General features: G+C 64.9%; 9 protein-coding genes. 4 read left to right on the top strand and 5 right to left on the bottom strand.

Annotated elements, in window-relative coordinates; all coding sequences use genetic code 11:
* The first annotated feature begins 8 nt into the window (after window positions 1–8).
* Window positions 9–4,751, top strand: a complete 4,743-nt coding sequence (gene pks13 / locus CIMIT_RS10735) for a polyketide synthase Pks13 (RefSeq protein ID WP_038594752.1) — start codon at window positions 9–11, stop codon at window positions 4,749–4,751.
* Window positions 4,735–6,276, top strand: a complete 1,542-nt coding sequence (locus CIMIT_RS10730) for an acyl-CoA carboxylase subunit beta (protein ID WP_084674360.1) — start codon at window positions 4,735–4,737, stop codon at window positions 6,274–6,276. Before pks13 ends, CIMIT_RS10730 begins: the two co-directional genes overlap by 17 nt.
* Before the next feature lie 184 nt (window positions 6,277–6,460).
* Here the strand turns inward: CIMIT_RS10730 and CIMIT_RS10725 are convergent, their stop codons facing one another.
* Entirely contained in the window at window positions 6,461–6,814 is a 354-nt protein-coding gene (locus CIMIT_RS10725) for a DUF3054 domain-containing protein (protein WP_231910294.1), read from the bottom strand.
* Between the two features lie 597 nt (window positions 6,815–7,411).
* Here CIMIT_RS10725 and CIMIT_RS13085 point away from each other — a divergent pair.
* Both CIMIT_RS13085 and CIMIT_RS10710 read left to right on the top strand, forming a co-directional pair.
* Window positions 7,412–7,537 (top strand): recombinase family protein, encoded by a 126-nt coding sequence (locus tag CIMIT_RS13085; protein ID WP_328286456.1) that lies wholly within the window; start codon window positions 7,412–7,414, stop codon window positions 7,535–7,537.
* A gap of 499 nt (window positions 7,538–8,036) precedes the next feature.
* Window positions 8,037–8,471: a hypothetical protein gene (locus tag CIMIT_RS10710; protein WP_144311854.1), complete on the top strand. Its 435-nt coding sequence runs from the start codon at window positions 8,037–8,039 to the stop codon at window positions 8,469–8,471.
* A 112-nt stretch (window positions 8,472–8,583) separates the two neighbouring features.
* Here the strand turns inward: CIMIT_RS10710 and CIMIT_RS10705 are convergent, their stop codons facing one another.
* The 4 genes from CIMIT_RS10705 to trmB are packed head-to-tail and all read right to left on the bottom strand — an operon-like array spanning window position 8,584 to window position 13,432.
* On the bottom strand, window positions 8,584–9,630 hold the full coding sequence (locus CIMIT_RS10705) for a lysylphosphatidylglycerol synthase transmembrane domain-containing protein (protein ID WP_038592814.1): 1,047 nt from the start codon (window positions 9,628–9,630) through the stop codon (window positions 8,584–8,586).
* Window positions 9,620–11,965, bottom strand: coding sequence for an MMPL family transporter (locus CIMIT_RS10700; RefSeq protein WP_038592811.1), 2,346 nt, complete (start codon window positions 11,963–11,965; stop codon window positions 9,620–9,622). Before CIMIT_RS10700 ends, CIMIT_RS10705 begins: the two co-directional genes overlap by 11 nt.
* Before the next feature lie 12 nt (window positions 11,966–11,977).
* Window positions 11,978–12,649 (bottom strand): NYN domain-containing protein, encoded by a 672-nt coding sequence (locus CIMIT_RS10695; protein WP_038592808.1) that lies wholly within the window; start codon window positions 12,647–12,649, stop codon window positions 11,978–11,980.
* Window positions 12,650–12,652: 3 nt separating this feature from the next.
* Complete coding sequence (gene trmB, locus CIMIT_RS10690; protein ID WP_038592805.1) at window positions 12,653–13,432, bottom strand: tRNA (guanosine(46)-N7)-methyltransferase TrmB; 780 nt, start codon at window positions 13,430–13,432, stop codon at window positions 12,653–12,655.
* Window positions 13,433–13,726: the final 294 nt, after the last annotated feature.

The raw sequence follows: 13,726 nt of genomic DNA, 5'->3' as shown, positions 1-13,726 counted from the left end.
TTATGAAGATGTCTGAGACTGAATTGATCCGCTGGCTTAGCCAGTGGGTGGCCGAGACCACCGACGTCACCAGCGCCGAAGAGGTCGATCCGGCCCGGTCGCTCGAGTCCTACGGGTTGTCCTCGCGGGACGCTGTGGTGCTTTCCGGCGAGCTGGAGCGTACGCTCGGCCGCCGCGTCGATCCCACGATTGCCTACCAGCACCCGACGATCCTGGCGCTGGCCAAGGCGCTCACGCAGACCCCGGTTTCCGGGGGCGCAAAGCGCGGGTCGACGGGGCGTCGAGAAGCATTGGCCCCGGCCGAACGCGATATCGCGATCGTGGGCTCGGCCGGCCGCTTCCCGGGTGCGAAGGATCAGGCAGCCTTCTGGCAGCTGCTTCTCGACGGGCACGTGGCCACCGGCCCACTGCCCGAGGGCAGGTGGAGCGAGTACTCCGGCGACCCCTACCTGCGCACAAAGATGGCGGAGGAAGCGACCGACGGCGGCTACCTCGATGACATTGCCTCCTTCGATAACGAGTTCTTCGGTCTCTCCCCGCTGGAAGCCACCAACATGGACCCGCAGCAGCGCATCATGCTCGAGGTGGCGTGGGAGGCGCTGGAAGATGCGCACATCCCGGCGGACTCGCTGCGCGGCACCCCGGTCGGTGTGTTCGTGGGCTCCTCTGCCAACGACTACGGGATGCTCATGGGCGCGGACCCGGCACAGGCCCACCCGTACGCGCTGACCGGTGCGGCGAGCTCGATCATTCCGAACCGCATTTCTTATGCCTTTGACTTCCGCGGGCCTTCGATGAACGTGGATACTGCCTGCTCGTCTTCGCTGGTGTCGGTGCACCACGCGGTGCGCGCGTTGCGCGACGGGGAAGCGGACCTGGCCCTGGCTGGTGGCGTGAATATTCTGGCGAATCCCTTTGCTTCGCTGATGTTCTCCGAGCTGGGCGTGATTAGCCCGACCGGGCGTATCCACGCGTTCTCGGATGATGCTGACGGCATCGTCCGCTCCGAGGCCGCAGGCTTCGTCGTGCTCAAGCGCGTCGCCGACGCGATGGCTGACGGCGACGAGATTTTGGCCGTGATTAAGGGCTCGGCGACCAACTCCGACGGGCACTCCAATGGCCTGACCGCCCCGAACCCGGACGCGCAGGTGGACGTGCTGCGCCGCGCGTATGCGGACGCAGGCATCGACCCGCACCACGTGGACGTAGTCGAGGCGCACGGTACCGGCACCATTCTTGGTGACCCGATCGAGGCGACCGCGCTCGGCGAGGTACTCGGCCGCGGCCGCGACTCCTCCGCGCCGCTGCTGCTGGGGTCGGCGAAGTCCAGCATTGGCCACTCCGAATCCGCCGCCGGTGTCGTGGCGATGATTAAGGTGCTCGAAGCGCTCAAGCACGATATTGTTCCCGCCAGCGCGAACTTCACTGCGCCGAACCACTTCGTGGACTTTGACGCGGAGCGCATTGAGGTCGTCGCTGACCCGCGCGAGTGGCCGCGCTACTCGGGCCGCCGCATCGCCGGGGTATCCGGCTTCGGCTTCGGCGGTACGAACGCGCACGTCGTCGTTACTGACTTTGACGCGGCTGACTACGAGGCGGAGGCACCTGCAGAAGACGCCTTCGTCGTTGGCGCGGCCGAGCAGGTTGCCCTGCCGGTCTCGGGACTGTTGCCCTCGCGCCGTAAGGAAGCGGCAGCGCAGCTCGCCGACTACCTGGAAGCCAACCCGGGTAAGGAGCTCGCACCGCTGGCGCGTTCGCTGGCCAAGCGAAATCACGGCCGCTCCGCTGCCGTCGTGCAAGCCACGAGCGTTGAGGAGGCGATCAAGCGCCTGCGCCTCGTTGCCGACGGCAAGGTAGGCCCTGGCGTGTCCGTTGCGGATTCGCCCGCCGCCACCGGCCCGGTGTTTGTGTACTCCGGTTTCGGCTCGCAGCACCGCAAGATGGCCAAGCGCCTGCTGGATGTTTCGCCGCTGTTCGCCGCCCGGATGCGCGAGCTGGATGAGTACGTCCGCTACGAGGCCGGCTGGTCCATGCTGGACATCATCACTGATGACGGGCAGACCTACGATACCGAGACCGGCCAGGTCACCATCACCGCGATCCAGATCGCGCAGACTGACCTGCTCGCTTCTGTGGGAATCACCCCGGCGGCGACGATGGGCATGTCCATGGGTGAAATCGCCGCGGGCTATGCAGCCGGCGGTTTGTCTGCCAAGGACGCCATGCTGATCGCCTGCCAACGCGCCCGCCTCATGGGCGAGGGCGAGGCGATGATCGCCGGTACCGACGAGGAGGGCGCGATGGTGGTCGTCGAGCTCTCGCGCGAGCAGCTCGCCGAATTCATCGACGCGCACCCGGAGGCAGCGGGCGTCGAGCCCGCCGTCTACGCGGGCCCCGGCATGACCACCGTCGGTGGCCCGGGCAAGGCGGTCGACTACATCGTCGAGGCCTTGACCGCGGAGGAGAAGTTCGCCCGCAAGCTCAACGTGCGCGGCGCGGGCCACACCTCTGCGCTGGACCCGATCCTGGGCGATCTGGCCGCCAGCATTGCGGGTATCGACGCCCGCCCACTGCGCGTGCCGCTGTTTAGCTCGGTGGATCGCGGCGAGGTGTACCCGGCAGGCGCGGTCGTGCACGATGAGGAGTACTTCCTGCGCATGACCCGCCAGCCGGTGTACTTCCAAGACGCCACCGAGGAGGCGTTTGCGGCCGGCCACACCACGCTGGTGGAGGTCGCCCCGAACCCGGTTGCGGTGATGGGCATGATGAACACCGCTTTCTCCGTGGGCAAGCCGGACGCGCAGTTGCTGTTTACCGCGAAGCGCAAGGTGGACGAGGTCGACTCGCTGATCGACCTGGCATCCAAGCTCTACGTCGGCGGAATGTCGGTCGACTTCGCCCCCTTCTACGGGCCGGGCCCGCGTATCGACGCCCCGCGCACCGTCTTCCACGCCAACTCCTACTGGACCGCGGCACGCCCGTCGTCTGCGACGGCGTCGCTGTTGGGGTCGCGCGTGAACCTGCCCGGCGGGCAAGTGGCCTTTGCCACCCAGGCCGACCAGGTCTTTAGCCCCTACCAGCTCATCGAGGCCGCGGCCGCCGAGGTGCTGCCGAACTCGCGGGTCGTGGCTAGCGAGGAGCACGGCTACCTGCCTGCCGACGGCGAGGTGACCACCGTGGTCAAGCGCAGCCTCGGCGGTGCCAGCGTCGAGGTGTACCACGAGGACACCCTGCTTGCCGAGGGCTTCGTCACCACGCTCGACCTGGGCGGGGACGGGCACCTCGCGGGGGTCGCCGCGCCTGAGCCTGCCGCTGCCCCCGCGGCAGCCGCAGAGCCCAGCTCCGACGAGGTAGACGCGGTCCGCTGGGACCCGGCCTCCGGCGAGACGGTCGCGCAGCGCCTGCGCGGCATCGTCTCCGAGTCCATGGGCTACGACCCGGACGACCTGCCCGACGAGCTGCCCCTGATCGACCTGGGGCTGGACTCGCTGATGGGCATGCGGATTAAGAACCGCGTGGAAAACGACTTCCAAATCCCGCCGCTGCAGGTGCAGACGCTTCGCGACGCCTCCGTGGCCGACGTCATCCGCATCGTCGAAGACGCCGTTGCGGGCCGCGAAAGCGCGGAGTCCGAGCCTGCCGCCGAGCTTGCACCTGCCGCTGAGCCCGCCGAATCGCAGGGCGTCGGCGTCGCACCGCGCGATGCGTCCGAGCGCCTCGTGTTCGGTGCGTGGGCGAAGTACGCGGGGAAGGCTGCGGCTGGTGTGACGTCAACGTTGGCGTCGATAAGCGAAGCCCAGGCGGAAAAGATTGCGGCGCACCTTGCTGAGCGCTCCGGCATCGAGGTCACAGCTGCGCAGGTGCGTGAGGCGGAGACGCTCGAGCCGCTGGCGAACCTCGTGCGCGAGGGGTTGGAGACCGAGGTGGAGGGCAATATCCGTGTCTTCCGAGACGGTTCGGACGAGGTCAACCCGGTCTTCGTGTTCCACCCGGCAGGTGGGTCCTCAAGCGTGTACGCGCCGCTGGCCCGCCGCCTGAAGGACAACGTGCCGGTCTATGGCGTGGAGCGCCGCGAAGGCTCGCTCAAGGAGCGCGCCGCAGCGTACGTGGGAGACATTGAGAAGCTGGCCAACGGGCGCAAGGTCGTGCTGGCTGGCTGGTCCTTCGGTGGCGCGCTGGCCTACGAGGTCGCGCACCAGCTGGGCAACGACAAGATTGACTTCATCGCGCTGCTGGATACGACGCAGCCGAGCGAGCCGATCCCGGATACGCCGGAGGAGACGAAGGCGCGCTGGGGCCGCTACGCCGCCTTTGCCAAGGAGACCTACGGCCTGGACTTCGAGGTGCCCTACGAGCTGTTGGAGACCGCCGGTGAGGAAGCGCTGCTGGAAATGCTCACGCAATTCCTGGCCACCACCGACGCTTCCGAGCACGGCCTGGCCGCGGGTGTGCTTGAGCACCAGCGTGCCTCGTTTGTGGACAACCAGATCCTCAACCATCTCGACTTTGGCCAGTGGGCCGAGGTCAATGTGCCGGTGCTGCTGTTCCGCGCGGAGCGGATGCACGACGGCGCGATCGCCCTGGAGCCGAACTACGCGCACATTGACGAGGACGGTGGCTGGGGCGCTATCGTGAAAGATCTGACGATCGTGCACTTGCCCGGCGACCACCTCGCCGTAGTGGACGAGCCCGCGGTGGGGATCGTGGGCAAGCACATGAATGATTGGATTGAGAATGACAACCGCCGATAAGCTTGCAGATCTGCGCGCCCGGCTGGAAAAGGCCCAGGACCCGGGCTCGGAGCGCTCCCGCAAACGCCGCGACGACGCAGGACGCACGACGCCGCGCGAGCGCATCGCCGCGCTACTCGACGAGGGCTCCTTCGTCGAGATCGGGGCGCTCGCGCGCACCCCGGGCGATGATAAGGCCGTCTACTCGGATGGTGTGGTCACCGGCTACGGACGCATCGACGACCGCCCGGTGGCGATCTACGCGCACGACAAGACCGTCTACGGCGGTTCCGTCGGCGTAACTTTTGGCCGCAAGGTGGTCGAGGTGATGGAGTTTGCCATCAAGATCGGCTGCCCCGTCATCGGTATCCAGGACTCGGGCGGTGCCCGCATCCAGGACGCGGTGACCTCGTTGGCGATGTACTCGGAGATCGCACGCCGCCAGCTTCCCCTGTCAGGCCGCAGCCCGCAGATCTCCATCATGCTGGGCAAGTCCGCCGGCGGTGCGGTCTACGCCCCGGTGACGACCGACTTCGTGGTCGCCGTCGACGGCGAATCCGAGATGTACGTGACCGGCCCGAACGTGATCCGCGAGGTGACCGGCGAGGACATCACCTCCGCCGAGCTGGGTGGCGCGCGCGTGCAGGAGCAGTCCGGCAACATCCAGGCCGTGGTGGCGTCCGAGGAGGAGGCCTTCGACTACGTCCGCGACCTGCTCTCGCACCTGCCGACCTCGGCCTTCGACCCGGCCCCGCTCGTCGAGGCGCCGGAGGACGAGGAGCTCGACGACAGCGAGCTGGATACCTTCATGCCGGACGACACGAACGCCGGCTACGACATGATGGACCTGCTGGTCCAGCTTGGCGACGACGAAGACCTCGTCGAAATCCAAGCGAACTACGCCGAGAACCTCATCTGTGCCTTCGGGCGTATCGACGGCCGCGCTGTCGGGTTCGTGGCCAACAACCCGATGTACCAGGCCGGCTGCATTGATGCGGATGCCGCCGACAAGGGCGCGCGTTTCATCCGTACCTGCGACGCCTACAACATTCCCATCGTCTACGTGGTGGACACCCCGGGCTACCTGCCCGGCGTGGCGCAGGAGCGCGAGGGCCTGATCCACCGCGGCGCGAAGTTTGCCTTCGCGGGTGTGGAGGCCACCGTGCCGAAGGTCGCGCTGATCGTGCGCAAGGCCTACGGCGGCGCGTACGCGGTGATGGGTTCGAAGAACCTGTGCGGCGACATCAACCTGGCGTGGCCCACCGCCCAGATCGCCGTGATGGGATCCTCGGCTGCCGTGGTGATGATTCAGGGCAAGCAGCTCGCCGCCATCGAGGACCCCGCGCAGCGCGAGGCGATGAAGAAGATGTTCATGGACTTCTACGACGAGAACATGACCTCGCCGTACGTCGCTGCCGAGCGCGGTTACATTGACCAGATGATCGAGCCGAACGAGACGCGCATCGCGCTGCGCCGCGCCCTGCGCCAGCTTGCGACCAAGCAGGAGCAGGACTTGCCGAAGAAGCACACAATCAGCCCGCTGTAACAGTTTTGTTACGTAGCCGATAGGCTATGCGTACGTTGATCACGCAAGAAAGGTAGCGCGAATAATGTTGTCTTCCACCCTCGATATCGTCGGTGACCTGCTGAGCATGCTGGTCTGGTTCGTCAACGGAATCCAGACCGGCGACCCGCTGTACAACTTCGGTATTCGCTTCTAGTTACGGTTGCTAGCTGCGCTTGCTCACCAGCTTGGCAATGCCGCGCCAGCCAAGCATGAGCAGCGCAGACATCGTCGTCGCCACGACGATGAAGGACCAGTGGGGGATCGACTGGTTCCGAATACCCCAAATCACCAGGCCCGTGATGACGGTGACCGGCCAGATGATACCGCCCTTGTTATCGCGGGCAATCAGCCACCCCAACGTCACGCCGAGCGCGAACGGCCACAGGGTGGACAGCCAGCCCGTGAAATTAAACGGCATCTCCTCGGTCTGGTGCGCAGCGCGCGCAAGCAGCGCAAACACCGCGATAGCGACGTAGTCAGCGGCTATGGCGTACGGCTTCGAAATCGTTTTCTTCATGCCGCCATGCTAGCAAGCGCCGTGTTGTACAGCGTTTTGCCAGACTAATTCCGCAGGGGTGGAAGTATCGCCTGTCGACGTGCTATCGCCCCGGCCGGCTCGCCGCAGACGCAATGGCACAGCTCACACTCGGTGGTAGCTTGGTTATCGGAGGGGCAGCCGCGACCTATATTGGAACTGCCATGGCAACAGATCGCTGCTTGCAAGGTTAACTACGGCCCGCTCAACTAAGCACTACTGATCCCAGCTAGGAGGTGTTGAAAATGAATGTTTCAGAACGTGTCGGGTTTGGTGCTGGCGTCATCGCTATCGTGCTCTCGCTGCTGAGCGTGCTCTTGGCAATCTCTCGGGGCACGGGCGAGGTTACGGTTATAGCGGCTGCTGGAACTGTCGCCGTAATCGGAGCAATGTGCATCTACTGGAGCCTCACGTCAAGACGCAATAGCAAGGACTAAGCGCTCCGCCCATTCAGGGCCTTGGCCGGGAACCACTCTGGTCAAGGCCTATTGTCGAAGACCTCGTGAGTCGCGGGGCTAGGTGAGGTTCCTGCGCGAGGGACAGACGTATTCGGTGAAGGCGAATCCGATCGCTAAGTTGATGCTGCGGCTTATGGGTAGTGCGGCTGAGTTTGAGCGCTCCATAATTAAGGAGCGCCAGGCCGAGGGCATCGTCCGAGCGAAGGCGCGCGCTGTCTGTCTACAAGGGTCGGGCGAAGGTGCTTAACGGAGCCCAGATTGCCCAGGCCCGGGGGATGGCTGATGGTGGTTCAAAGCGGTGGTTGCCTGTCGGCTCGGGATCGGGCGGCCACCTTGTATAAATACCTCGCGGGAAGCGCTGGATACACACCCTCTCCCGGTGACCGCTCCTACTCCCACGCTTCGCTGGGCTCATCCGCAACGATGTGCCACAGGGAACTGATGGTGACTGCGGTTATTAAGTAACCGCTGACCGCATAATTGAAAAGGCCGCTACACAACTCATCGTTGAGTATGTCGTAGATCAGAAAAACGGGTGCTAGTAAAACCATCACGACTAGGAAACGGTATGGAGAAAGCACTTTCCGCTCAGCTGAAAGGTGGACTAGGTACCCGATTGCCATGATGCATAAGGAGATGAATAGCGCGACCACGGCACCAAAAACCACATAGATCATATTTCTCTCTGAATTTTCTTTTGATATAGCTGAAGCATTGATGTTTGTCTTTTTGTAGGGAGAGGTTTTGTGGAAGAAGACTCAGTAGACGTCGCTGCCCTGGAGCGGAGAATAGAGTATCTGTCTGTCCAAATTGAACGGTTGGTTGAACTGCACAGCCCATTCCCCTCGCCGTTAACAAGCTTTCGAAAAGCAGCGATGCTCATGGCCTTGACTTTCGAACAAGAGACGCTCGCACTCAAACTATTGGGAACAGTGCATGCTTTTAATAATGGCGACGAGGTCGATATAAACCAAGGGCTATTGCTATTCCCCAGAGAAACCGTAGTGCTGTTTAATGAATACTCCGACAAGGGGACGATGGGGACTAGTGAAGTGGTGGACATGCTAAAAACGTTTGTCCCAGGTGGCGATAATGCGGCCCAAAACCTGATTGAGGCGTGGGATTCAGCGCAATCTGCAATGCGCAACAACGACGGTAGAAATCATCAGGGACAAGCGTAAGCGAGAGCTAAATCACGTCACGCAACGGCCGCGCACGCCTACACCACGAACTCGAGGACTACGGCGACAGCTTCGCCGACAAACCATGCGAGGACAACGAATGCGAAAACTGTCACTGCTCGTCGGAGCCGGAACCAACACCCGACCGCGACGGCGCGCCCAGCATGTAGCCACGACCGGCGTAGCAGACAACGTGGACGACCCAGCCAATAGCGGTGATGAGCGCGAAGGAGATGATGCGGTAGATGAGGGTGGCGGCGGTGGCGTCGATAAGCGTCATGCCCGCTGCGACGAGCGAGGCGGCAGCGGCGGCCTCCACAGTGCCCACCCCTCCCGGGGTGACTTGGGCGGCGCCGGCGAGCTTGGTCATGATGAACGCGAGCGTGACCCCCATGAGCGAGGCTTCGTTGAGTCCCGGCTGCATGCCTGGCGGCGTGCCGAGGACCGCCCACACGCAGAAGAAGAGCACGATGAGGTCGAGAAGCCGGTTGCAGAGGGAGAAGCAGGCCGCGGTGACGAACTGGCCGGCGCTCATGCGGATCTGCGAGACCTGCTGGATCACGTTTGTCACCCGGTTGCGCACACTCGTCGGTAGGTAGCGGGCCCAGCGCGTAAGAATGTCGGGGTTGCGCGTGGCCCAGAACATTCCGGCGACGACCGCGAGGGTGAGCGTCAGCGTGCTCACCAGTGTCGTCACGGAGAGCGAGGCACCGAGGAAGACGACAGCGACCAGGCCGATCAGCATCATCCACACCGTGGACAGCGCTCCCGAGATGACGAAGAACCAGCCGCACAGGCCGGTCGACGCGCCCCAGCTGCGCTGCACGCGGTAGGTCAGCCACGCCGAGAGCGCGGGGCCGCCTGGTACGGAGGTTGACCACGCGTTGGAGCCGAGCGTGAGCGCTACGGTGCGCCTCATGTCGGTGCGGGGGGCGTCCACGTTGAGCAGGATTTTCATCACCGCGGCCATGGCGAAAATCGCGCCGAAAGCGCCGATGACTGCGCTGACGAGCGGGCCGGGCGCGGTGGCAACGGCGCGGCGCAGGGCCGCGAACGCCTCGGTCAGGAAGCCGAGCTCGCTGCGAAACGCCACCGCAAGCACCGCGAGCAGCGCCACGGGTGAGAGCCAGCGCACCCACCGGGCGGTGTTACTGTTCAAGCTCGCGCTTCCTCGTGTACTCGAGCGCGCGCCGCTCCTCCAGCTGGCGCATCAGCTCGTCGAAAGGGACCAGGTCGCGGTTCTCCGTGACGGTGACCCCAGAGCGGGTGGGCTGCGTATCGACGACCGCGTCCCCGACCGCCATCTCGCCGCCGCGAGCAGCGGCGTGAGCATCAGCCGCTGCGGGTACAGGCTCCGGCGCAACCGCCCCAGTGCCACGCCCCTCGCCAAGCGACTCGTAGGCGCGCCGGACCCAGCGTGGTGCCCACCAGTTGTCCTCGCGCAGCAGGTGCATCACAGCGGGGACGAGCAGGAGGCGGATGATCGTGGCGTCGAGGGCGAGCGAGAAGATCATGCCGAAGGCGATGTACTTCATCATCACGATGTCGCTCATCGCGAACGCGGCCGCGACCACGATCATGATGGCAGCGGCGGCGGTGATGATCCCGCCGGTGTGGGCGGTGCCGTCCTTGATCGCTTCGTCTGTCGACGCCCCGTTGTGGCGCGCCTCCACCATGCGCGAGACCAAAAAGACCTCGTAGTCCGTGGACAGGCCGTAGAGGATCGCCACGATGAGCACGAGCACCGGGCTCATCAGCGGGCCGGCGGTGAAGTTGAGCAGGCCGGACCCAACACCGTCCACGAAGACGGCAGTGAGGAAGCCCAGGGTCGCGCCGATACCCAGGACGTTCATAATCACGGCCTTCGCGGGCAAGATGAGTGAGCCGAAAAGCAGCGCCATGAGCAGGAAGGTGGCGAGCACCATGTAGAGCGCCATCCACGGCAGCCGTTCAAGCAGCGCCTCGATGGACTCGACCTCCATGGCCGGGGTGCCGGCGACGTAGGTCTCCACGCCTTCCGGAGTCTCGATGGCGCGCAGGGCGTCGACGACCGCCTGGCCGCCGTTGCGGTCGGCGAGCGGGGCGGACAGGATCGTCGTCCCGTCCTGCGTCGGGTGCGAGGGCTTTAAGGGGCTGGCAAGACCTTCGACGTTGCGGGCCTGCATGACGACGTCGACAAGCTGCTCATTCGACGCGCCCGTGACCACCAGCTTGACGGGGTCGGTGCGGAAGGCGGGGAAGGCCTCGTTGAACTCGTCCTGCGCCTGGCGGGTTTCCTGCGTGGGCGGCAGGTAGGACTCGTTGATGCCGCCGAAGGTGATGCCGGCGGCGGGGACGGTGATGAGGATGAGCAGGGCGGTGACACCCACGACCATCTTTTTCGCGTTGCGCATCGCCCAGGCGGGGATGCGGTACCACACGGTGTCCTCGAGCCGGCGGGCCTTGCGGCTGGTGCGGCGCACCGACCACATGTCGATGCGGGGGCCAAGCATGCCGAACAGGGCGGGCAGCACCGCGACCGAGATGACGGCGGCGAGCACGACCGCGCTGATCGCGCCGTAGGCTACCGACTTCAAAAATGCCTGCGGGAACATGAGCAGGCCGGACAGGGCCACGCCCACCATGAGCGCGGAGAAGAACACCGTCTTGCCCGCCGTCGTGGTGGTCACGGCGACGGCCTCGCGCGTGTCCAGGCCGCGGTCGAGCTCCTCGCGGAAGCGGGACACCATAAACAGGCCGTAGTCGATCGCCAAGCCCAGGCCCAAAAGCGTGATCACGGACTGGGAGAAGATGTTGACCTGCTGGAACTGCGCCAGGATCGACAGCAGCGACAGGGAACCCAGGATGGACAGGATGCCCACAATCAGTGGCATTGCCGCGGCGATGACGCCGCCGAAGACGAACAGCAGGATGAGGGCAACGAAGATGAGGCCGACTTTTTCGGCGCGGGCGATGTCGTCGGCCATGCCGTCGTCAAGCGCATCGGCGACGGCGGTCGCGCCCGCGATCTGCACCTTCGCGTCGCCGGGCAGCTCCATCGCACGTAGGTCCGGCTCGATCGTGCGGAAATCCTTCAGCGTCTGCTCGCCGTCGCCTTTGAGCCCGATGGCAGCAAAGGCCTGGGTGCCGTCCTCGCTGATCTGCTGCTGGTTCGGCTTGGCAAAATAGCTGGTCACGTGGTCGATCTGCGCAGGGTACTTCTCCTGCAGCGCGCTGATCTGCTCATTCGCGGCGCGCATCACTTCCTCGTCCTGCACCCCGTTCGGCGCAGTGACCAGCACGATCACATCACCCGCATTGTCGCGACCGAAGGTGTCCTGCTCAATCGTGGCCGCGGCGGTGGAATCTGCGCCCGGATCCTCCCAACCCTCCTGCGAAAGGCGCTCGCCCAGCTTCGAGCCGAAGAGCACCTGCATGACCAGGATGATCGCAATGACCACCAGCGGGATGATCCGGCGGTAGCGGTATGCCGCGTGGCCCCACTTGTAAAACACTGTGTTGGCTCCCTAGTCCTTGTTGTGCAGCAGCGCGGACAGCGGACGGAAGGGCTGCATCCAGGCGCCGCCTTCGGGCAGCTGGTCCAGGTTGATACGTGGCAGCGGCTCGCGGAACACGCCTGGGATGTCCTCGAGGTCCACAAAATCGATGGCCTCGGACTGCACCGCCCAGGCCGCGTGTTCGTGGAAGCCGAGGACTGTGACCGGGATGCCGGCGTTGGCAAGTGCCTCGATCGGCTCCTGGAAGTTCTGCCCGTCGGCAGAAGCAACGACCACACCGCGCAGCACGCCTTCCTCCTGGCGGCGCTGGATGTGATCGAGCATGTCCTGGTCCACATCCGAGTCCTCGTCCACCTTCGGCTTGGCAAAGACTGCGAAACCGACGTTGCGCAGCGCCTCAACCCAGGGGCGCACGGCGTCCGCGCTGGCGGGGGAGACGTTAGTGAAGACGGTGGCCTCCGGCTCGACTTCGGAGCCGACGGCGGCGGAGCGCTCCTGCGCCAGCTCGATCAGCCAGCGGCCGATGGCGTCGAAGCGCGGCCGGTAAGCGGCGGTGGGGCGGCTGCCCAAGATGGCACCAAGGCCCATGTCCAGGTTGGGCGCGTCCCACACGAGGAGGTAAGACTCGGGGCCGGCGGGTGCGCCGGGGGTGTACGGGTGCGACTTGTCCTGCAAAACCATGCCTTACTTCTTCTCCCAGAGGTATTCGCGGATCACGTGATCCTTGTTGAGGCCCTTGCCCTCAAACTTAGTGATGACCTGGCGGTCCGTCAGGAGCGGGGCCTCCGCCCACGGCCAGCCCTTGTACTCGAGCATGGGCTCGACATCGACCAGCTCGTCGATCCACTCGGCGTAGTCCGCGTGGTCCGTAGCCACGTGCAGCACGCCGCCCGGCTTGAGGCGGGTAGCGATGAGGTTGAGTGTGCCGGACTGGATGATGCGGCGCTTGTGATGGCGGGCCTTGGGCCAGGGGTCGGGGAAGAAGATGCGCACGCCGTCCAGCGATTCTTCGCCGAACATGCGGGCCAGCACCTCCACACCGTCGCCGCGCACCATGCGCACGTTGTCGATCCCGCCGCGCACAACTGCGCCGAGCAGCTTGGCCAGCCCCGGCTTGTACAGCTCCACGGCGATGATGTTGGTGTCTGCCTCCAGCGGCGCCATCGCGGCAGTGGAGGTGCCGGTGCCCGATCCGATCTCCAGGATCGTGGGGTGGCCGCTGCGGCCGAACCACGCATCGACGTCGATATGCTCGTCAGTCTCGTTGGTCAGCACCTTGCCCAGGCGCGGCCAATGCTCGTTGAACAGGGCCTCTTGGTTGTCGGTGAGCGTGCCGCGGCGGAAGGTCACCGAGCCGAGGCGCGGGTAGTCGAGGCCGGTGCCAAAATCGGTTTGCAGCGGCCGCCCGGCGGGCAGCTCGCCAGTCCCCTCGCGGGGAGTTTGAGAAAAATCAGGAGTATTCATTGTCATTATTGTCCACATGACGTGCGCGGATGCAAGTTTGGGCAGTGCTTATCGACGCCCCCTTGTCCCCCACCTTCGGGGGTAGCGGGTGGGGAGGTCGGGCAGAGATTTCCGTTTGACCCCACGGTTGACCCCCGTTTTCCCAGTACCGAGCGCCATTCTTTTGCCGGTTTGGCGTCCTCACCTACCCCTGAATGGGGCGGTTTGGAGGGTAAAAACGCACGCATTTTTATGGTGTGGATCACGCAAGATCGCCGCTTGCCACCTGGGGTGATGTGGAGGGGACTCGAGGCG

The sequence above is a fragment of the Corynebacterium imitans genome, assembly GCF_000739455.1.
GTDB classification, from domain to species: domain Bacteria; phylum Actinomycetota; class Actinomycetes; order Mycobacteriales; family Mycobacteriaceae; genus Corynebacterium; species Corynebacterium imitans.
This window is presented reverse-complemented; position numbering and strand designations above follow the sequence as displayed.

What these genes read in the sequence shown, in the direction of transcription:
- pks13 (WP_038594752.1), top strand. Translation starts at nt 9, where the DNA reads ATGTCTGAGACTGAATTGATCCGCTGGCTTAGCCAGTGGGTGGCCGAG.
- CIMIT_RS10730 (WP_084674360.1), top strand. Translation starts at nt 4,735, where the DNA reads ATGACAACCGCCGATAAGCTTGCAGATCTGCGCGCCCGGCTGGAAAAG.
- CIMIT_RS10725 (WP_231910294.1), bottom strand. Translation starts at nt 6,814, where the DNA reads ATGAAGAAAACGATTTCGAAGCCGTACGCCATAGCCGCTGACTACGTC.
- CIMIT_RS13085 (WP_328286456.1), top strand. Translation starts at nt 7,412, where the DNA reads ATGCTGCGGCTTATGGGTAGTGCGGCTGAGTTTGAGCGCTCCATAATT.
- CIMIT_RS10695 (WP_038592808.1), bottom strand. Translation starts at nt 12,649, where the DNA reads ATGGTTTTGCAGGACAAGTCGCACCCGTACACCCCCGGCGCACCCGCC.
- trmB (WP_038592805.1), bottom strand. Translation starts at nt 13,432, where the DNA reads ATGAATACTCCTGATTTTTCTCAAACTCCCCGCGAGGGGACTGGCGAG.